Below are 20,425 nucleotides of genomic sequence, written 5' to 3'. Positions count from 1 at the left end.
CCGCAACCGCGCCACAATCTCCTCATAGTTGTAGATGGAGCACCTCGGAGGTAATCCGCTTAGGAAGATGGAATCGCTTGCGTGCACTGCGGGCAAAGGCCCTAGTGCAGTAGATTCTCCATCTGCTGGATGTACCTCTTCGAATCGAACTTTTTCCCTGTAGAAGCGCCGGACATGTAGCGAATCTTGCCAAAGATGGGACGTTCGCCCCACGCCCGATCGAACTTTCCCAGAATCGCCCAAGCTACCCCCGCATATCCATTCGGATCTCGCCCGTCCAGAAAATACTTGTCGTTCAGGTAGATCGAATACTTCATCGCCGTGGCAACGTCAGGTGTCCATTCGAGGATCTTCTTGGCCCAGTACATCCGCAAATAGTTGTGCATCCATCCATAGCGAACCATCTGAATTTGAGCGGCGTTCCATAGGTCGTCGTAGGTCTGCGCGCTCTCAAGCTGTCGCAGCGTGTAGAGACGTTCACGCTCGTCGCGGGCATGTTTCTCAATCGTCAACTTCGCCCAGCTCTCGGCACAGTCAGGAGAATCGTAGTTCGGCGTATAACGCACAAAGTTGATCGCAAGTTCGCGCCACGCAATCAACTCATTGAAGTAGCCGTCCCGCGCAGCCTTGAGCTTCGTGTTCGCCTTCGCCGCTTTGTCGACAGCGAGCGCGATAGTAATAGGCCCGATATGCCCGTAGTGAAGATAAGGGGACATACACGAGGTTCCATCTATCTCGGGATGGTTGCGTTGCGTATCGTAATCTTCAAGAAGATTCTGAGTAAAGTACTTGAGCCGCTTCAACGCCGCATGTGTTCCGCCCATCCACGCCTCCACGGGAGCAACACTGCGGTCCAGCTTCTTCCAGCCTCGCGTCATATCTTCGTGCACAGAATCTGCATGAAACCTATGCGGCCTCTTCCATTCACGATCAGCGTGCGCATTTTCGTAAGGCTGCAGATAATCTGGCAGCAGACGATACAGGCGGGGCCGAATCGTGTACGCGCCATACTGTGCCTTCTCGATGAGCTTAGACGGAACAACCACATCCGTATCGACTGTCCAGAATGGGATTTTGATGCGTGAGGCTAGGTGACTTCGCCATCGCTCCGGCTCACGCATAGGATTCTCGTCGCCAATCAAAAATGCCGCTCTCACATCAGCCAGAAATCGTTCGTGCGATTCATTCGGCGCACGCCTCATCACGAAGCTGATATTGCGGACCGCAAGGTCTGTCTCAATATCAGGCAACCCCTGGTTAAGAAAGACGTAGTGACGAAGATTGGCGTGAGGAAAATTCGATATTCCAGCAAAATATACAACTAACGGCAAGCCAAGTAGATTGGCCACATGTACCGCGAGGTCTACCGCATGGTTGTCGACTCCGCGCTGCGCACGCTGCATCCAGTACACAACACATCTGCCGTCAGCGTTCGGCGCTCCATCCCGCCGCACCGTAACCCGAGCATCTTGCGACAGCCTGATAAGCTGCTCTGAAACCGAAGATCGCGCCCCTGACATCTTCTCAGTGTACGAGGCAGAAACTCGGGGCCTTCACAAAAGCAAAAATGCGGCCCGAAGGCCGCATCCTGTCAAAAGAATAAACCTACCAGAGACCCCATGCTCGGCTAATATAATCCGTCATCGTCATTGTGATCAGCACAAGGAAAGTAAAGAACCCTGCCGCAACCGTCAGCTTTACCAAGTTTGACTGATACTTCACATGCATGAAAAACAGAATGACAACCACGGCTTTAAAGCTGGCAATGGCGAGTGCCACAACTGGATTGAAGATGCCGAGGTCAACATAAGCCGCTCCTACCGTAATCCCGGTAAAGACTAGCAACGTCACGAAGACAATAGCGTATACGCCCGGCGAGATGATGTGAGCATCTGCGTGCTCCGGATTAATTACATTGGATGGATCATGAAATTCGGACATTGTCTTCTCCTTCCAGCCAATACGAGCGGCTGCGGTTATGGCTACGTGCCGGGGTGTCGGTTGATGAGATAGAGCAGTGGAAACAAGAACAACCAGACAATATCGACGAAGTGCCAATAGAGACCGAAGTTTTCAATCGGTGCGACATACCCTGCCGAGAACTCCCCGCGATGAGCCCGCCATGTAAGCCAAAACAGCAGAACGATTCCGATAATCATATGGAACGCGTGCATACCGGTCATGGCGAAGTAGAGAAAGAAGAAAATTTGGGTCTTCTGCGCCATGTCAGGAGCCAGAGGCTGTTCTTTCAAGCCGTATGCATGCGGATTGATGAACTCGGAGACATCGAAGTGCGCACCTGGAATGTGATGCTTCTCCCACTTCTCGTGATATTCATCCGCCTTTACTCCAAGGAACGCCACTCCAAACAGCGTAGTGAGCACCAGGAATAGAACCAGAAGACTCTTCTTCTTGACCTCAGCTGCCCAGACGCCCAACGCCATAAAGAAGCCGGAGCTAATCAGGATCGCCGTATTCGCCGCTCCTAACGGAATGCTCAACTGGTTCGACGCAACAACAAACGCATCGTGGTACCAGTTTCGATAAAGCAGATAGGCGAAGAAGAGTCCGCCAAAGAACATTATTTCGGTGAGCAGGAACAGCCACATCCCGAAGGTCGCAGCCTCGCGCTGCTGCCCCTCTGTCTCGAAGTGGTGGCGGTGCTGCGGAAGTGCAGCGTGCTCATGCTCCGCTGCAACCGCGGTCTCATGCGTATGTGGATGCGTTGCTACGATCGCATTATCCAACGGTCGTCACCTCGTGTGCAGTCTTGTGAGCGAGCCATTCGTAGTCATAAGCCTCATGGTCCACGATGGGGATCTCTATAAAGTTTTCGGTCAGCGGCGGCGACTGAATCTGCCACTCAAGCCCTGTAGCCTGCCAGGGATTATTTCCCGCAATAGCGCCATACTTCAGCGACCACCCGAGGTACAGCAGAGGAAGCATATATCCCACGCCAAGCACAGTCGCCCCAGCTGTCGACAGTACATTCAACACCTGAAACTCCGGCGGGTAGGCATGATAGCGTCGCGGCATCCCCAGATAGCCCAGTATGAACTGCGGTAGGAACGTAAGATTGAACCCGATGAACGTCGTAACCGCAGCGAGCTTCGATAACGACTCGGGGTACATCCGTCCCGTCATCTTCGGCCACCAGAAGTGGATACCCGCTAGGAAGGCCATCAACATACCGCCCACCATGACGAAGTGGAAGTGAGCGACGATGAAATATGTCTCCGTCAGGTGGATGTCCATACCAAGTGCGCCGAGGAAGACACCCGTCATTCCACCGATCGTGAACAAGCCCAAAAAGCCGAACGCATAAAGCATCGGCGTCTCAAAGGTAATCGACCCCTTCTGCAACGTGAAGGCCCAGTTGAAGATCTTGATAGCCGATGGAACCGCAACCAGCATCGTCAGAAGAGAGAAGACGAGTGCGGAATAGTTGGAGACGCCCATAATGAACATGTGGTGCGCCCAAACAAAAAATCCGAACAGCGCAATCGCAACGGACGAGAACGCCACAGCCGTATAACCAAACACCCGCTTGCGGCTGAACGTGCTGATCACTTCGGAGATCACACCCATTCCCGGAAGAATCATAATGTAGACGGCCGGGTGAGAGTAGAACCAGAAGAGATGTTGAAACAGCAGCGGATCTCCACCCTTCGTCGGATCGAAGACTCCAATGCCGACCAGGCGCTCAAGAGCAACCAGCACAAGCGTGATTGCCAGAACCGGCGTCCCGAGAACCATCAGAATGGAAGCCGCATAGTTAGACCAGCAGAACAGCGGCATGCGGAACCACGTCATGCCCGGCGCCCGCATACGGTGAATGGTCACGATGAAGTTCAGCCCGGTAAAGATCGACGAGAAGCCGATGATAAAGACTCCGGTCGCGGCCGTAACGACATGCGTGTTCAGATAGTGCGTCGACAGAGGAGTGGTAAAGGTCCAGCCCGTATCCACACCGCCAAGCACCAGCGCAGCCAAGGTAAACAGACCGCCTACCCAGTACAGATACCAGCTCAGAAGATTGATCTTCGGAAAAGCCAAGTCCTTTGCACCAAGCATGATCGGTATTAGGAAATTCCCCAGCGTCGCCGGAACCGACGGCACCAGAAAGAGGAAGATCATCACGATTCCATGCATCGAGAAGAACTTGTTGTAAGTATCCGAGGCCACGAGATCAGGCTGCGGTGTCAGAAGCTCCAACCGGATGAGGCCCGCGAATGCACCCCCTATAAAGAAGAAGAAGGTAATCGAAATCAGATAGAGAATCGCAATACGCTTGTGGTCGCCGGTAAAAAGCCAGCTCAGCAGCCCATCCTCGTTGTTGAGGTAGTGACGCTTCGGCAGTGCTGCCGTCCTCTGATCAGGTAAATTGACGATTGTTGAGCTAGTTGCACTCATGGCTTCACCATCCCTGGCGTTGTCGGCGCCGCTTGGTTCGACTGTGACGTGGTCAGCGTTTGCTGTACACGATAGTTGTTCTGCATAGCTTTGATGTACTCAACCAAGTCGATCAAACCGTCTTCGCTGATCTGACCTTGGTAGGTAGGCATAATCGGCGCATACCCTGCCGTAATGTGCTGCGATGGGTTAAGAATGGCGTCGCGGAGATAAGCATCGTTGACCACGACCTGCGAGCCGTTCGCCAGTTGCAGCTTCGACCCATAAACCCCCGCGAGGTTCGGGCCGCGGGCAGCAGCACTTCCGGAGTGGCATGCGTTGCATCCCATGCTGGCGAACATCCGCTCCCCATTCTGAGCCAGCGACATCCCACTGGTGGACTCCTGTGTCCACTTATCGTAGTCATCCGGACTTAGAACAGTAACTTCGCCGATCATCTGCGAGTGATTGGTTCCGCAGTATTGCGTGCAGAAGATGTGATAAGTCCCCGGAATCGTCGCCTCAAACCAGACCGTCGAATAGCGTCCTGGAATGACCTCCCGCTTCACACGAAAGTCCGGAATAGAAAAGCTGTGAAAGACGTCCTGCGAGATCATCGTCAGCTGAACCGGGCGTCCGCTCGGCACATGGAGCGCATTGATCTCGTGCTGCCCACCCGGATGTTCCGCCTTCCACATCCATTGCTTGCCGACAACGTAGATGTTCATCGCGTTTGTCGGAGGGTTGTAGATACGGAAGTAGAGCAGCGCACCCCAGACAAAAACAATCAGGAACAAAGCCAGCGGAATGATCGTCCACGTCGCCTCAAGCAGTGTCGACCCCTCAACCTGAATGGCTACGGGATGCTTCTCCTTGCGGTACCGGATCGAGAAGCCAAAGATAAGGATGCCCACCAACGTCAGGCCCACGACCGTAATCAATAGCAGGAAGAAGTAGAGCGCGTCAGCGTAGGGCGCAATGGTCGATGCCTCGCGCGGAAAGAGCGCCGAAGCGTTGAGCCACTTTACCAAAAATTGCCACAGGACTGGACTGATATGCATCGTTACCCTTTATCCGTTCTCTTTCTTAGTCAGGTCGTGTTCGCGCGCGAGGTTGACATCTCTTCGAAACATCAAAAACATGAATCCGCCTAATCCCGCCACCGTCACCATCCCGCCAAACTGAACCACGCGGGCGACGATGAGAGAGTGCTTATTCGTCTGCGGATCGTAGTGATAGCAATAGGTCAAAATGTTCGCAACCGGAGAACCAATCTTATTGCCGGAGGCATCGATCAGCCCCAGCAGAATATCCTTCGGCGAGTACTCCACTCCCAGGTAGTACTGAGCGAGCTTTCCATCGGTTGTGACCAACTCAATAGAGCTGGCATGTGCAAACTGCGACAACTTGCCATCAGGCCCCGGAACCCGAACATAGCCAAATCCAACAGCATTCGTAACGGCGTCAATATCCGGTCGCTGTCCTGTCAGGAAGTGCCAGCCTGGAGCCGTCTCCGGTCGGCCATACCGCTTTACATAAAGAGCCTTCGACTTCGCCGCCTGGGCCGGTGTCTCGCTGGGATCAATGCTGATAACGATGACGTCGAAGTCTTTCCCCGGCGTCAGCTTCACCATCTCCAGAGCGCTCGAGATACCGTCCAACTCCTCCGAACACAGCATCGGGCAGTTGTAATAAACAAGTGAGAGAAGCGCAGGATGCTTGCCGAAGTAGTCTCCCAGCTTCACAGACTTACCGCTCTCATCCACAAAACCTGCGTCCAGTGGAAGCTGTTGATTCAGATGCTGCGATACCCCGACCTTCTGGAGAACCTGTGGAAGCTGATCCCCGGCGTTCTCGCCGCTCTGCTTGTCGCCGTAGCTCGAGACCTGCGCGAACAGAGGCGCACACAGCAGTGAGCAGCAGAGAGTCGCCACCTGCCACCCGCCTCGTATTGTCCGCCTGTTCTTCATTCGTCTCGTTTCCTGTCTTCTATATTAAATCTGATTCGTTATGTCGATCACTTCGCAGGGCTAAGCTCGGCATGCATCGCACCCTCGGCCTTGCCATAGCTCATCTTCTGCTCTCGCGCTTCGATCACCTCAAGCTCATATCCAGTTCTTGCGAAGCCCGCAGTCAACGGAGCCTCAACCACAGGCTTCTCATCACCAGCCATCAGCGCTACGCTGGAAGCCGCCTCCGCATTCACTGGCAGACCGCGCTGCGCGATCAACTCCATTGCGCGTGAGATAGGAATACGGACCGAGCCGGCCTCTCCAACGCTGTAGTGATCGAGCAGTAAATCTTCCCGTGCATGCAGATCGGCAGTCGCCTGGTTGCCGTCGTCGATATCAAGCCTCGGCTCCGGAAAAGTTGACGTCATCTGCTGAAATTCCTTCTGCTGCATCTCCGGATTGCTTTCAAGATCCTGCCGTTTTCCGCCGGTCGTCTCTGCGCCGGCAAACGCCGACAGCTTATTCCACTTCGTTGGCGGGCCATCCGCATTTTCAATCGCTTTATTGATGACCTTACCCATCACAAAGCAGAAGACAAAGAACACAACCACGAAGCCAAAGAGTCCAGCAAGAAACACAGCGACGCCGCCTGCGTTCACGTCCGTCGTCTCATACCCCGGATGATCGGAGTCGCGTACGTGAGGATCTTGCGCATTCGGTTGATTCAGATTGTGATCGTTAGTGGGCATGTTCAGGCTCCAGCATCTCTTCGACGTGCGGGTCGTTCACATTGATCAGCGGACGTGCTTGCAACTGGGTCAGGTAATAAGCTCCCCAGAGCGAGATCACAGCCACAGGAACGGTAATGTAGGCAAGAATTCCGATGTTGCCGGTGATGTGCAGATTTCCTGCCGCATCCGGAAAGTTCGGTTCAATCAACCAGAACATATCTAGGCAGCGAGCGAAGATCATGAAACACGTCAGCCAGATCATCTTCTCTTTGTTCCGCTTCAGGTCGCGAGACAGCAGCAGACAGAAGGGGATCAACCAGTGGCAGATGAAATCCGCCGAGCAGATATACCACCATCCCCCATGGATACGATTCAGATACCAGGGAATCTCGTCCGGCACATTGCCCGACCAAATGATCAGAAACTCAGCGAAGCTGAGATAGATGTTGAGCATCACGAAAGCAAAGGCGAGCTTGCCCAGATCGTGTTGTTCCGTTGCGCGCAGCATCGTCTTCATCGGCTCAAACCGCGACAACAAGATCACGGTCAGAATGCTTAGGGCGAGTACGGCGTATCCCTGCCCGACGAGGAACTGAAGCCCCCAGATCGAGGAGTACCAAGTGATATCGAGCGATTTGATCCAGTCGATCGCTCCGGCAGTCAGGAGAATTGCATAGATCAGAATGCCGATACCCGACAGATTCTCAAACTTGATACGCCACCGGTCGTAGCTGGGCTCGGTGCCACGCGCCGGATCAGCATCGCGTTCCAGCGACCACTTGTTGAGCAGAAACTGGAAGAACCACAGAATCGCGAAGATGATGACGGTCTGAATGATGACTGCGGTCGGGTTGAGCATCGAGCGCTTCGCATTCAGCGTCATCGCCTGTTCGAGCGTCACCTGATGGGCTTGCAACGCCTGTGCCACCGCTCCGGCAGTGGGAAATGCAGCCCACTGATACAGGTGTTTCCAAAAGAAGATAATGGGCACGAACATCAGCCCGACTACCCAGATCGTGCGCGACATTGCCTCTAGCGGGCGCCGCAGCAGCAGGCCCCACTTACCGCCGCTGACGTACTGGAGCATCAATACCACCAACCCACCGCCGGCGAAGCCGAAGCAGGTCATGAAGCCCAGCAGGTATGCGCGGAGGATGTGGTTCTTGCCCTCGTGCGTGAAGGCGAAGAAGACCGAGAGGATCGTGGCGATCACAAAGACGATCAGCGCACGCGTCCGCCATGCGGAGACAATCTCCGGCGCAGCAAGCGATGCAGGCAGCGTCTTCGGCCCATCATGGCCGTGATCGTGATGGCCGCCTGCTTCTCCGTTATGTTCGTGTCCAAATGCCATGCGTTTCAAGCCTTCGTTCGGAAGCTTCCGAGGTTACTGCTGGGGTGCGCGTTGTCCGGCGGGCGATCCAGCGGAAGTAGTGGAATTAGTGTGTGCCGGCGAGTTTGCCCCACTAGCGGGAGCCGCTGTACCTGGCACAGGAAGAACATACAAGCCGTTGTCGGATGTTCCCGTAACAGCAGTCGCCGGCAGCGTCCACGCATCGGCAAACGAGCTGGGGAGACCTTCACGTTCCGCGATGCTCGACAACGGTTCAACGTGTGCGCCCGCTGGAACATCAGCCTGCGTCGCCTTCTGGCTCAACTGCAGAGCCTTGATGTAGGCAACGATAGCCCAACGGTCAGCCGGGACAATCTGCGCCGAGTAATCCGGCATCGCGCCATAGCCATTCGAGATCACATGAAAGAAGTGGCCTAGTGGCGCAGTCTCAAGTCGTGCCGAGTGGAAACTTCCGGCCTTAGAGTAGCCACGCTGGACGATCATGCCGATACCATTACCTACACGCGAGTGGCAGGGTGTGCAGTAGACGTTGTAGCGCTCCTGGCCGCGAGCCAGCACCTGCTCCGTAACCGGGAAAGGCAGCCCGTCACCCTCTTTGCCGTTGGTAAGTCCGGTATAGAAGTAAGCGTCCTCATGCAGCTGATTTCGCGCCACCGTGTTCTCCACCTGCGGACGCACGGACCGGCCATCCGCGTAGAAGCTGGTGCCGCGCTGGGGAAAGAACTTCGGCTCGTCTTGCATATCCTGACGGCAACCGGCCGCAAACAGCGTCGAAAGAGCCGCGATGGCGAGCGTAATGTGCCGAGAGGCCTGTTTCACTTGCGTATTAATGATCCACCTCCACCACGGAGATCGCGGAGAACTGCTCAAGGAACGTCCTTGTCTCGCCGAGCGAAAACTTGGGATCGACCGCCTCAAGGCAAAGAAAAAACTTGTCTGTCGTAGCGCCATTCCGGAAGTTCGGTGCATTGAAGACAGGATGGTAGAGCTGCGGAAGACCGTTGAGCGCCAGCATGCCGAAGGCTGCAGACAGACCGGCGAATAGAATCGTCCACTCATACGCCGGAATGATGAAGGCAGGCCAGGAGAAGAGTGGACGTCCCGCGATGTTCAGCGGATAAGCCCAGACGTTGATCCAGGTCTCCATCAGAAACGCGGTCGTAACGCCCATAAGTCCACCGAGCAGGCACACCAGAGGAACCCGTGTCTTGTGGAAGTGCATCGCCTCCGCGGCCTCTTCCACCGGATAAGGCGTGTAGCACTCCATCCGGCGATAGCCGACGCGGCGCGCCTCTTCCGTAGCATGCACTAACTCACCGGGCGTATTGAACTCGGCCAGTAATCCGTATATTCCTTCGCGGGGCGGCATTAGGCTGACTCCTCACTGACTGTCTCTGCATTGGCGCCGCCGCGTTTCACCTTCGTCTGCGGCAGCATCATCCGGATCTCGGACATTGGAATCATGGGTAGGAACCGAACAAACAGCAGGAAGAGGCACGTAAACAGGCCCATCGTTCCCACGTAGATCATGTAGTCCCACTTTGTCGCCCGATACGTGCCCCAGCTCGACGGCAGATAGTCGCGATAGAGACTGGTCACAACGATGACGAAGCGTTCAAACCACATGCCCGTATTGACGATCAGCGACAGGATGAACAGGTACGTCACGTTCACCCGCAGCTTGCGCGACCATAGCGTCGTCAGCGGAATCGCAATGTTGGTCAAGATCAGAATCCAGTACGCCCAGCCCATCGGCCCGAACATACGATTCCACATCATGAAGAACTCCCAGTGGCTGGCCGAGTACCAGCTCATGAAGACCTCCATGGCGTACCCATAGGCCACGATCGAACCCGTCGCCAGCATCACCTTGGCCATATTGTCCAGGTGGCGCAACGTCACAAAGTCTTCCATGTGGTAGAACTTCCGGATCGGAATCGCCAGCGTCAGCACCATGGCAAATCCCGAGTACACCGCGCCTGCAACGAAATACGGCGGGAAGATCGTCGTATGCCATCCAGCCAGCGCTGCCACCGCGAAGTCGAAGCTGATGACCGTGTGAACCGAGAGCACCAGTGGAGTCGAAAGCCCAGCCAGCAGCAGCGAAGCCGACTCATACCGGATCCAGTGCCTGGTCGAACCGCGCCATCCCAGCGACAGCATCCCGTAAAAGTACTTCGCAGCCGGCATCGTCGCCCGGTCGCGCAGCGTTCCAAAGTCAGGAATCATGCCGACGTACCAGAACACGATCGAGATCGTCGCATACGTCGAAACTGCGAAGACGTCCCACGCCAGAGGCGAGCGGAACTGCGGCCAGACGTTCATCGTGTTCGGATACGGGAACAGCCAGTATGCCAGCCAAGGACGGCCTACGTGAATCAGCGGGAAGGTTCCGGCGCAGACCACGGCGAAGATCGTCATCGCCTCGGCAAACCGGTTGATCGAATTACGCCACGTCTGCTTGAAAAGCAACAAAATCGCGGAGATCAGCGTGCCGGCGTGCCCGATACCGATCCACCACACAAAGTTGATGATGGCGAATCCCCAGGCGCCCGGAATCGTGACGCCCCAGATTCCTACGCCCTTCAGAAACAGCCACGTGCAGCCGACCACGACGCCCATGGCAACACCGGCGCCCACGATCAGGCCGAAGAACCATCCCAGCGGAGTGTTCGACGTCAGTACAATCCCGGCGATCTTCTGCGTGACCGACTTGAAGTTATGCCCCGGGGCGATAACCGCATACTCGCCAGTACGCGGGTCGATCATGGGATCGACGATCGGGTCTTGCATGGGTCCTTTGGTCGCCATTATGCCAGCTCCGCATTCGGGTTGATGACTCCGGCCGTATAGGTCGTGCGCGGACGGAAGTTGAGGTCAGCGAGTACCTGGTAATCGCGCTCCTCAGCCTTGAGCTTTGCCACCTTGCTTGCCTTGTCGTTGATATTGCCGAAGGTGATAGCACTGGTCGGGCAGGCCTGCTGGCACGCCGTCACAATCTCGCCATCACGAATCTCGCGGTTTTCCTTATCGGCAACGATCTTCACCGCTTCGATCCGCTGCACGCAGTAGCTGCACTTCTCCATCACGCCGCGCGAACGAACCGTGACATCAGGATTGCGCATGAACTTCAGGCTCTCCGTCTCGTAGTCCGAGTACAGCAGGAAGTTGAACCGGCGGACCTTGTACGGGCAGTTATTCGAGCAGTAACGAGTTCCAACGCAACGGTTATAGACCATCGTGTTGAGACCCTCCGGCGTATGCACCGTCGCGCCGACCGGGCAGACCTGTTCGCAGCCCGCGTTCTCGCAGTGCTGGCAGGCCATCGGCTGAAAGTGTGCCTTAGGCGCATGCAGATCGCCCTCAAAATAGGTGTCGATGCGCAGCCACTGCATATTGCGGCCGACCTTCACCTGCTCACGGCCGACCACGGGAATATTGTTCTCCGCGTAACAGCTCACGATGCAGGCATTGCATCCGATGCAGCTGTTCAGGTCGATCGCCATCCCCCACGCATTCTGAATCTTCAGCGTGGACGGATCCTGTTTGTCATAGCGCCATGCATCCGGGAAGAAGGAGTTGTCGTGCGGCACCTTCTCACCCTGCGGCGAATACCCAACCTTGTCGATCAGTGTCCCGCTTGCACCACCCTCGTGCGCAAAGTTCGGATTCTTCTTTACCTCATCGACCGTCGCATAGCGAATGATCGAGCGCTCCATCGCCTCATGCCCAGCCAGCGAGTAGACGCCTTCCTTATCAGAGAGCGGCTTCTCCAGATCATGCTGCGCGAAGCTTCCGCGATGTTCGATGTTGTGGACTTTGGTGATGCACAGCTCGTAGGTTCCTGGAACCTTCTGCGCCGTCACACCGGAGACGAACAACGAACCGTCCGAGGTGCGTACCTGATAAGCATCGAAGCCGACACCCTGCGCGACCCGACCCGCCTCGACCCCGCGGCCAAATCCCAGATGAACGGTGATCGCTCCGTCAGGATGACCCGGCACCATCAGTGCAGGCGCAATAAACTCGCGTCCGTTGAAGGACACCTTGACCGGATCCGACTCTTCGAGCTTCAGGTCCGCCATCGTATTGATGCTCATGATCGCGGCGTTGTCCCAGCTCAGGTTCGTCACCTGCTTGGGCAGCTCCTGCATCCAGCCAACGTTCGCAAAGCGGCCGTCATAGATCGAAGGATCAGGCCGGAACGAGACCTCAAGCCCCTTGCTCGGAGTCTGCGGGAAGGACGCCACAGCGCTCTTACCCGAGCCGCCAGCCTTCGCGGTAAACGCCGTGCCTTCCACCCATCCATCGTGCAGCGCTTTACGCCAGCCTGCCGCGAAATCTCCCTTAATGTAGGTCTTCGCATTCGCCAGCACAGCATCGTATGCAGACGCCTGCGGATTATCGAGCACCGCCTGCAGCACATCGTGCGCCGACTTGCCGCCATACATTGGATCGATCATCGGTTGAATAATCGTGATCGTTCCGTCATACGCGCGCGCATCCGACCAGCTCTCGAGATAATGAGCCTTATTGATATGCCAGTTCGAGATCGATCCCGTCTCATCCACATGCGAAGCAAGCTGCACCGTCACCGGAACCTTGGCAAACGCATCCGGAAAGAGAAGATCCGATGGCGCTGAATAGATCGGGTTGACGCCGAGCATCACCAGCCACTGCACCTTGCTGGCGTTGATATCGGCAACCAGCGACTTCAGGTCTGCCATCTGCTCGCTTGGCAGAGGATTGACCGTCTCGGTGTAGATCACCGTCTTGCCAACCGCACCCAACGAAGAGTTCAGTGCGTAAGCCGCTGCATGGACCGCCGGGGAAGCCTGTTCGCCCGGAATCACAACGCACTTGCCACCGCTGTTCTTCAGGTCCGAACTCAGTGCCGCAAAAAACTTCTGCTGCTCGCTGTCTGCGCCCTGTGGAGCCGAACCGTTCGCTAAAGCCAGCGCAAAACCTGCGATATCGCTAGGCTTCAATCCCAGCCGATGTTCCGCTTTGAACCCGGTGACCGTCGGCATTGTCTCGACGACGTACAGCCGGTTCATCGTCTTGCCTTCTTCGTAGCGATGCCGCTCGGCATAGCCCGATGCCAGCGAAAGGAAGCCAGGATGACCGATGCCGCCCAGGAAGTCGGCGTCCAGCGAAAGAATGACGTCCGCCTCTTCCAGCTTGTACTGCGCATCGGCGTAGCTGCCGAACGCAGCCTTCGAGGCCGCGCGCGAGGAGTCCTGATTCACCGGCTCCCACTGCACCATCTTCGCCTGCGGATACGCCGCCTGCACCTGCTTCCACTGCGCCGCCAGCGTAGGAGAGGTGATCGTCTCACTCAGGATGTAGATGCCCTGACCGCCCGAGCTCTTCTTTGCCGCAGCCGCAAATGCCTGCTGGAACTGACCCCACGAAGAGACCTCGCCGCGATGCAGAACATGCTGCGAGCGGTCGGGGTCGTAGAGATCGAGCAGCGTCGCCTGCGTAAAGGCGTCCGATTTGCCTTTGGACATCGGGTGTTCCGGATTGCCGTCCACCTTGATCGGCCGGAACGAGTCCGACTTCACCAGCACTGGAATCGCCCCCGTGGGGAACGGATAGGCAGTCGCAAAGAACATCGGCTTGCCGAGAACGAGATCCTCAGGCTGCTTGATGTAGGGATAGATCGGCTCGTCGGGCTGCTTGGTGCATCCGGCAAGTCCTGCCAGCGCTAGCGATGCTCCCATCACCTTCAGGAAGCCGCGGCGGCTCACCGCATCCACCCACTCCGTCGACTGGCGCGGAAACTCTTCCGCCATCAACTCGTGGAACGCCGGCGTATCCGCCAGTTCATCCAGATTCTTCCAGAAGCGGCGCCCAGTCTTGCCATCCAGCTTGGCGCGCACCTCGTTGAGCGTCATCCTCGCCGGTGCGATCTGTGTAACTACTACGGGTTGTGCCGGTGCCTTTATCTCAGCCATCGTCTCTTCTGTTCCAATCCCCGTCGTCTTGATTCCTGCCGTTGGGTTTCCAGTCATCTCGATCATCGGTGACACGTCTCGCAACTCGACAGTTGCTCCGGATTGCGGATGTGGTACTGCGTGGTCAGATACTTGCCCAGATCGATCTGGCTGGTGAACTTCTGATAGCTCGCCGGCATCGTGATCCCCAGCGGCGGAACATCACTGGAAGTCGGGCCGTTCGCCTCGGCGGACATCTGCAGCATGGCAACCTCAGGCGCCTTGCCCGTAGGATCGGTCGTCGTGCAGCTTACATTCTGCGCCGTCGCTCCGCCCTTCACCGTGCTCGTACACCACACTGGCTTTTCGCTCGAAGGTCCAGCCCACGCCATGTTGTAGATCTCGCTGGTCGGCCGCAGATTCACCGCAGGGTTGCGATGGCAGTTCAAACACCACTCCATCTGCAGCGTGTTCTGCTGATACATCAGCGGCATCTCGTCCACGCGTCCATGACAGCTCGCGCACCCGATGCCCTTATTCACGTGAATCTCGTGATTGAAATAAACGTAGTCCGGCAGGTCATGCACCCGGATCCACTGAATCGAAGCGCCCGTCGCCCAGCTCTGACGCACCGGCTCCAACAGGTCCGCGTTCGTCCAGATCTGCGCATGGCAGTTGATACATGTCTTGGTCGGAGGAATACCGGCGTACGCGGCCTTCTCGACCTGCGTGTGGCAGTACTGGCACTGAAGGCCAAGCCCCTCGACGTGGTGCTTGTGGCTGAACGGTATCGGCTGGTCCGGCCGCTGGCCCTGCCGCGTCACCCAAGGCGATCGCTGAAGCTGGTCCAGTGTGACGCCGAGCGCGATGACGATTACGCCCGTCAATACCAGGCTGAATCGAGCCAGCGCGTTCGAACTGCGGTCAAAAACTTGCGCCATGAGTGCGTTCCTGCTTCCTCTGCATTACCTGAGATAAGGGTGAGAAGTTGCTGTCAAATGGTTGTGCTGCTTCCGGCTACTTTGCCGAACGTACCGACGTCGGCGGTTGGGGCGTCCACGATGGTGATGCCCCTAAATTTCTTACCTATGAAGCTCCGAGTATAGCAGTGGAAAAGCTCTCTCAAAACCCCACGCATACACTCACAACTGTTTTTTTACCTGCAACATCCGATTATCGAACTAGCCTACGAACGGCTGCACAACATCTCGTGCATTACCTTCCTTCGCAGGTAGATCACCACAATATCTACCCTGCCCGAAAGGTATCGCTCTTGTAAATGCGAACCAATCTAGTCCGAGTTCATCGCTCCGTCGCGCAGCGAACTTATCCACGAAACATCATCGGCACAAATTACTTCGACGTGACCACATCGACCGCGATCCCCCACACGCACCACAACCACACGCTCCCCAGCACCGATTATTTCTTCCTGATGCTCACTCTGATACGGTCAATATCATGCCGCGTCCGCACAATAACCCGCGTCCGCCCCGCTACGACGCAGTCCTCGCCTGCAGCGAACTTGCAGCCCGCGACGCAAAACTCGGCAAGCTCATCCAGCGCGTAGGCCCATTCACCATGCGCGTCTCCAGCACACAATCTCCCTTCGAAGCCTTAGTCGAAAGCATCATCTACCAACAAATTCACGGCAAAGCCGCCGCCGCCATTCACAGCCGCCTGCTCGAAAGTTTTTATCCTGTCACATCGAATGAGCACTTCGCCGCCCAGCACCTGCTCGACTGCCCCAACGAACAGCTCCGCGCCGCCGGCCTCTCCCACAACAAATCCCTCGCCCTCCGCGACCTCGCCGCCAAGACCATCGACGGCACCGTCCCCACCCTCGCACGCATCCGCCGCATGTCCGACGAAGCCATCATCGAACACCTCACCCAGGTCCGCGGCATCGGTCGCTGGACTGTCGAGATGCTCCTTATCTTCCGCCTCGGCCGTCCCAACGTCCTGCCCGTCGACGACTACGGCGTCCGCAAAGGCTTCGCTCTCACCTTCGGCAAACTCAAACCCACCGACAAAGCCACCCCCATGGACCTCCCCAAAGCAGACGTCATGCACCGCCGCGCCAAAAAATGGCAGCCCTGGTGCTCCGTCGCCAGTTGGTATCTCTGGCGCGCCTGCGACCTCGCCGCAAGAAAACTGGACTCATAGCCTTGATCTCACCGCGCGATAGAGCCCAACACACGAATAGCCCGGCACGCCCACTGCTTATCTTCAGCATCTGCAGCGCCTGGGCACTCATCTCCCTGCACCCCATCTGGAAGTACCTCTCCCACCCCAAAGCCGCAGCCGCCACCTTGCTCGGTCTTTTATTCATTGCTCTCGGCATGTATTGGCTTGACCGGCTCAACCGGAGCCAACGTCAGATCAGCACCGGCTGGATCCTGCTTCTCTTTCTTGTCCTGACGGCAGCATTCACTGTCCTCTATCCCATCTCCGTGAAACACACTCTCAACCGCGGCTCTGATCGCGAGGACGCCCTCCGTGTGGAGCTCAGTGCCGTCCGTGATCACCAATACCCCTACAACGCCCGCACCTTCCTGGGAAATCCCCCCACCCCCCTACCCGGAGCCATGCTGCTGGCCGCACCATTCTTCGCGCTCGGACACACCGCCTGGCAGAACTTGCTCTGGTACGCGCTCTTCTTCCTCTTCGCCATCCAACTCTTTCGCTATCGCGCAACCGCACTTTTCTTCCTCGCCGTCTTTCTCCTGTTCGCGCCCGCAAATCTCAGCGATTTCACCTCCGGCGGCGACTACCTCACCAACTTCTTCTATATCGCCATCGCCATCTCCCTCTTCCTCTACTCGCTCGATCGCCCGTTCCCTCTCGCGCTTGCAGCAGCACTCTTCCTTGGCCTCACCCTGTCCTCGCGCATCCTCTATCTCTTTCTTTTGCCTCCTCTGCTTGTGCTTGCCCAACAGCGCACGACACGCCTTCGCCTCTCTATTCTTTCTGCCTTCACTCTTGCCGCATGTGCCGCCATCACGCTTCCCATCTTCACCCCTCACCCCCTCACGCGCCTGTTGCTGCAGCTCTCGCAGAACTCCGCCAAGCTGCGCTACCTGCCCGCGGCACTCCATCCGCAGCTCACCCTTACCCTGCTGGCTTTTGCCGTCGCCTGCATCTCCTTCTTCGTCCGCATGGATCTTCCTCGTCTCTTCCTCCTCTTCAGCATCTCCAGCTTCGTGATCCTTGCGCCTCCTGTCCTGACTCTGGGGCTGCACTCCGGCATGCTTCCCTCCGAACTCTCCTACCTTGCAGTCACAGTCCTTTCATTCTCCCTCTGGGCGCTGTCACAATATGAGCGGACAACCCTGGCCATCCCCAGACGCCTGAATTCAATCCAAACTGGAGAGATGGACCTTTTAGGCATCTGACCTGGCAGTCTGGAGCTCTCGTAGAGAGGCTGTCCCGAACTTTCCGCTTCTGTTTACCCAGCCAGAGAATCCAATTCAAGCGAATGCCGAAAAAGAAAATATCATCGACTCAAGTTACTGCTCCCCTAGCGCCCCAACCCCAGCGCTTCGTCTGCATCCACGGCCACTTCTACCAGCCGCCCCGCGAGAACCCCTGGCTCGAGACCGTCGAAGTCCAGGACTCCGCCGCGCCCTACCACGACTGGAACGACCGCATCACCGCCGAGTGTTACGCCCCCAACGGCGCCTCCCGCATCACCAATAAAGAAGACGAGATCATCCGCATCATGAACAACTATGCGCGGATGAGCTTCAACTTCGGCCCCACCCTCCTCAGCTGGCTGCAAGACAAAGCCCCCCGCACCTACCGCATGATCGTCGACGCCGACAAGTTCAGCGCCCAGCGCTACAGCGGTCACGGCTCCGCCATCGCCCAGGTCTATAACCACCTCATCATGCCGCTGGCCAACCGCCGCGACGCTCTCACCCAGATCCGCTGGGGCATCGCCGACTTCGAACACCGCTTCAACCGCAAACCCGAAGGCATGTGGCTCGCCGAGACCGCCGTCAACCGCAGCGTCCTCGATCTCATGGCGCAGGAGGGCATCAAGTTCACCGTCCTCGCCCCCGTCCAGTGCGCCCGCGTCCGCGTCCTCGCATCCCCCAGCCCCGCCTCTGCCAACACCCCGACCGAACCCGAAAAACCCTGGACCGAAACTCCCAACGCCACAGTCGATCCCACCCATCCCTACCTCATCCGCCTCGACGAAGGCCGCAGCATCTCCGTCTTCTTCTACGACGGCCCCGGCTCCCGCGCCATCGCCTTCGAAGGCATCCTCAACAGTGGCGACGACTTCGCCCGCCGTCTCCTCGGCACCTTTCATCCCCAGTCCCCCAACGATCCCGAGACCGCTCAAATCTCCCACGTCGCCACCGACGGCGAGAGCTACGGCCACCACCACAAGCACGGCGAGATGGCGCTCTCCTACGCCATGCACTGCATCGAAGAGGGAGCAGAGGCCAACCTCACCAACTACGGCGAGTTCCTCGAAAAATTCCCACCCAGGTGGGAGGCCCAGGTAGCCGAAGACACCTCATGGAGCTGCGTCCACGGCGTCGAACGCTGGCGCTCCAACTGCGGCTGCAACGGCGGCAAACCCGGCTGGAACCAGGAGTGGCGCGGCCCCCTCCGCCAGTCCCTCGACTTCCTCCGCGACGCCACCGCACCCCTCACCGAACAGCTCGCGCAGCCTTTGTTCAAAGACATCTGGGCCGCCCGCGACGCCTACATTCACGTCGTCCTCGACCGCTCCAAAGAGGCCATCGACCGATTCTTCGGTGAGCACGCCACCCACGTCCTCACCGAAGCAGAACGCATCACCGCGCTCGAGCTCCTCGAACTCCAGCGCCACACCCAGCTCATGTACACCTCCTGTGGCTGGTTCTTCGACGAGATCTCCGGCATCGAGACCGTCCAGATCATCGCCTACGCCGGCCGCGTACTCCAGCTCGCCGCCGAACTCTTCGGCCAGCCCGGAGCCGCCCTCGAAGCCCCCTTTCTCGACATCCTCCGCCGCGCCAAGAGCAACGTTCCCGACATCGGCGACGGTGCCGAGGTCTACCACCGCTACGTCACCAGCATGAAGATCGGCCTCGAACAGGTCGGCGCCCACTACGCCATCAGCTCTATCTTCCGGTCCTATCCCGAGGACGGCGAACTCTTCTGCTTCGACGTCCATCGCGAGTCCCACGAGGTCTTCAACTCCGGTCGAGGCCGTCTCGCCCTCGGACGCTCCCTCGTTCACTCCCGCGTCACCGAGGAGACCGAAGAGATCTGCTTCGCCGTCCTCCACCTCGGCGACCAGAACCTCTCCGCCGCCGTCAAACGCTACGACTCCGCCAATCCCGCCGAGGTCGCCGCCTTCAGCACCTTCACCACTGAAGTCGGCACCGCCATCCGCCGCGCCAACCTGCCCGAGGTCATTCGCCTAATCGACCGCACCTTCGGCGAGACCGCCTACTCCCTCACCTCACTCTTCGCCGACGAGCAGCACCGCATCCTCAACACCATCCTCAACCAGACCATCTCCGAGATGGAGGACTCCCTTCGCAAGATCTACGAAGACCACGCCTCCCTCCTCCACTTCCTCACCGAGACCGGCATGGCCGCGCCACCTGCCCTCGCCTCCGCCGCACGCTTCGCCATCAACGCCGCCCTGCGCCGCGCCATCGAAGCCGAGAACTTCGACCCCTCCGAGATCGAAACCCTCCTCGCCCGCGCGCAGAACGATCAGATCACCCTCGACACCCCGATCCTCAGCTACTCCGCCGGCATCCGCATGAAACGCGCCATGATCCGCCTCGAAGCCTCCGCCGCAGGCGACTCCTCTGCCGCAGGCGCTCTGGCCACAGCCCTCATCGTCGCCGACACCATCCACACCATGCCCTTCGAAGTAAACATCTGGCAGGCCCAGAACATCTGGAATGACCTCCTCCGCCGAAGCGACATGAACTACTGGACCGCCGAGTGGAAAGAAGACTTCAAACGCCTCGGCAAAACAATGAACATCGGCGTAGACCAGCTCGTCATAGAAGAAGGCGTCAGCGCCTTCTAAAGCCCCTCGCA

16 protein-coding genes are annotated in these 20,425 nt (G+C 57.7%); 3 read left to right on the top strand and 13 right to left on the bottom strand.

Translation table 11 applies throughout. The features are described from left to right. Positions 1–101: 101 nt before the first annotated feature. The 13 genes from GSQ82_RS21935 to GSQ82_RS21875 form a co-directional block, all read right to left on the bottom strand. On the bottom strand, positions 102–1,520 hold the full coding sequence (locus GSQ82_RS21935) for a deoxyribodipyrimidine photo-lyase (protein WP_158794426.1): 1,419 nt from the start codon (positions 1,518–1,520) through the stop codon (positions 102–104). A gap of 85 nt (positions 1,521–1,605) precedes the next feature. Then, on the bottom strand, positions 1,606–1,941 hold the full coding sequence (locus GSQ82_RS21930; RefSeq protein ID WP_158794425.1) for a cytochrome C oxidase subunit IV family protein: 336 nt from the start codon (positions 1,939–1,941) through the stop codon (positions 1,606–1,608). 41 nt (positions 1,942–1,982) lie between these two features. Further along, complete coding sequence (locus GSQ82_RS21925; protein ID WP_158794424.1) at positions 1,983–2,747, bottom strand: cytochrome c oxidase subunit 3; 765 nt, start codon at positions 2,745–2,747, stop codon at positions 1,983–1,985. Next, complete coding sequence (locus GSQ82_RS21920) at positions 2,740–4,413, bottom strand: cbb3-type cytochrome c oxidase subunit I (protein WP_158794423.1); 1,674 nt, start codon at positions 4,411–4,413, stop codon at positions 2,740–2,742. Before GSQ82_RS21920 ends, GSQ82_RS21925 begins: the two co-directional genes overlap by 8 nt. Beyond that, positions 4,410–5,453: a cytochrome c oxidase subunit II gene (coxB, locus tag GSQ82_RS21915; protein WP_158794422.1), complete on the bottom strand. Its 1,044-nt coding sequence runs from the start codon at positions 5,451–5,453 to the stop codon at positions 4,410–4,412. Before coxB ends, GSQ82_RS21920 begins: the two co-directional genes overlap by 4 nt. Before the next feature lie 9 nt (positions 5,454–5,462). Next, the gene (locus GSQ82_RS21910) at positions 5,463–6,362 is read right to left on the bottom strand and encodes an SCO family protein (protein ID WP_158794421.1); all 900 of its coding nucleotides are present in this window, start codon (positions 6,360–6,362) and stop codon (positions 5,463–5,465) included. A 47-nt stretch (positions 6,363–6,409) separates the two neighbouring features. Beyond that, complete coding sequence (locus GSQ82_RS21905; protein WP_158794420.1) at positions 6,410–7,093, bottom strand: hypothetical protein; 684 nt, start codon at positions 7,091–7,093, stop codon at positions 6,410–6,412. Beyond that, entirely contained in the window at positions 7,083–8,426 is a 1,344-nt protein-coding gene (locus GSQ82_RS21900; protein ID WP_158794419.1) for a hypothetical protein, read from the bottom strand. The genes GSQ82_RS21905 and GSQ82_RS21900 overlap by 11 nt, the downstream gene beginning before the upstream one ends. 33 nt (positions 8,427–8,459) lie before the next feature. Next, positions 8,460–9,245 (bottom strand): cytochrome c, encoded by a 786-nt coding sequence (locus GSQ82_RS21895; RefSeq protein WP_158794418.1) that lies wholly within the window; start codon positions 9,243–9,245, stop codon positions 8,460–8,462. Between the two features lie 7 nt (positions 9,246–9,252). Next, positions 9,253–9,795: a DUF3341 domain-containing protein gene (locus GSQ82_RS21890; RefSeq protein WP_158794417.1), complete on the bottom strand. Its 543-nt coding sequence runs from the start codon at positions 9,793–9,795 to the stop codon at positions 9,253–9,255. Next, the gene (nrfD, locus tag GSQ82_RS21885; RefSeq protein ID WP_158794416.1) at positions 9,795–11,237 is read right to left on the bottom strand and encodes an NrfD/PsrC family molybdoenzyme membrane anchor subunit; all 1,443 of its coding nucleotides are present in this window, start codon (positions 11,235–11,237) and stop codon (positions 9,795–9,797) included. Before nrfD ends, GSQ82_RS21890 begins: the two co-directional genes overlap by 1 nt. Continuing rightward, the gene (locus GSQ82_RS21880; RefSeq protein WP_158794415.1) at positions 11,237–14,452 is read right to left on the bottom strand and encodes a TAT-variant-translocated molybdopterin oxidoreductase; all 3,216 of its coding nucleotides are present in this window, start codon (positions 14,450–14,452) and stop codon (positions 11,237–11,239) included. The genes nrfD and GSQ82_RS21880 overlap by 1 nt, the downstream gene beginning before the upstream one ends. Continuing rightward, positions 14,449–15,306: a cytochrome c3 family protein gene (locus tag GSQ82_RS21875; RefSeq protein WP_158794414.1), complete on the bottom strand. Its 858-nt coding sequence runs from the start codon at positions 15,304–15,306 to the stop codon at positions 14,449–14,451. The genes GSQ82_RS21880 and GSQ82_RS21875 overlap by 4 nt, the downstream gene beginning before the upstream one ends. Positions 15,307–15,826: 520 nt before the next feature. On the opposite strand from GSQ82_RS21875, the gene GSQ82_RS21870 reads away from it, so the two are divergent. From GSQ82_RS21870 to GSQ82_RS21860, 3 genes are all read left to right on the top strand, one after another. Further along, a complete protein-coding gene (locus tag GSQ82_RS21870; RefSeq protein ID WP_158794413.1) occupies positions 15,827–16,531 on the top strand; it encodes a DNA-3-methyladenine glycosylase in 705 nt (234 codons plus the stop codon). 2 nt (positions 16,532–16,533) lie between these two features. Beyond that, positions 16,534–17,760 carry a hypothetical protein gene (locus GSQ82_RS21865; protein ID WP_216847156.1) on the top strand — a complete coding sequence of 409 codons (1,227 nt, stop codon included), beginning with the start codon at positions 16,534–16,536 and terminating at the stop codon, positions 17,758–17,760. A gap of 83 nt (positions 17,761–17,843) precedes the next feature. Continuing rightward, complete coding sequence (locus GSQ82_RS21860; protein ID WP_158794412.1) at positions 17,844–20,414, top strand: DUF3536 domain-containing protein; 2,571 nt, start codon at positions 17,844–17,846, stop codon at positions 20,412–20,414. Positions 20,415–20,425: the final 11 nt, after the last annotated feature.

It is taken from the genome of Granulicella sp. L60 (genome assembly GCF_009765825.1).
Taxonomy (GTDB): Bacteria; Acidobacteriota; Terriglobia; order Terriglobales; family Acidobacteriaceae; genus Edaphobacter.
Note: the sequence above shows the minus strand (reverse complement) of the source record. Positions and strands in the feature narration are given on the sequence as shown.

Coding starts and splice junctions, on each gene's coding strand:
- GSQ82_RS21900 (WP_158794419.1), bottom strand. CDS start 8,426: ATGGCATTTGGACACGAACATAACGGAGAAGCAGGCGGCCATCACGAT.
- GSQ82_RS21920 (WP_158794423.1), bottom strand. CDS start 4,413: ATGAGTGCAACTAGCTCAACAATCGTCAATTTACCTGATCAGAGGACG.
- GSQ82_RS21905 (WP_158794420.1), bottom strand. CDS start 7,093: ATGCCCACTAACGATCACAATCTGAATCAACCGAATGCGCAAGATCCT.
- nrfD (WP_158794416.1), bottom strand. CDS start 11,237: ATGGCGACCAAAGGACCCATGCAAGACCCGATCGTCGATCCCATGATC.
- GSQ82_RS21880 (WP_158794415.1), bottom strand. CDS start 14,452: ATGATCGAGATGACTGGAAACCCAACGGCAGGAATCAAGACGACGGGG.
- GSQ82_RS21930 (WP_158794425.1), bottom strand. CDS start 1,941: ATGTCCGAATTTCATGATCCATCCAATGTAATTAATCCGGAGCACGCA.
- GSQ82_RS21860 (WP_158794412.1), top strand. CDS start 17,844: ATGCCGAAAAAGAAAATATCATCGACTCAAGTTACTGCTCCCCTAGCG.
- GSQ82_RS21875 (WP_158794414.1), bottom strand. CDS start 15,306: ATGGCGCAAGTTTTTGACCGCAGTTCGAACGCGCTGGCTCGATTCAGC.
- GSQ82_RS21910 (WP_158794421.1), bottom strand. CDS start 6,362: ATGAAGAACAGGCGGACAATACGAGGCGGGTGGCAGGTGGCGACTCTC.
- GSQ82_RS21935 (WP_158794426.1), bottom strand. CDS start 1,520: ATGTCAGGGGCGCGATCTTCGGTTTCAGAGCAGCTTATCAGGCTGTCG.
- GSQ82_RS21870 (WP_158794413.1), top strand. CDS start 15,827: ATGCCGCGTCCGCACAATAACCCGCGTCCGCCCCGCTACGACGCAGTC.
- GSQ82_RS21890 (WP_158794417.1), bottom strand. CDS start 9,795: ATGCCGCCCCGCGAAGGAATATACGGATTACTGGCCGAGTTCAATACG.
- coxB (WP_158794422.1), bottom strand. CDS start 5,453: ATGCATATCAGTCCAGTCCTGTGGCAATTTTTGGTAAAGTGGCTCAAC.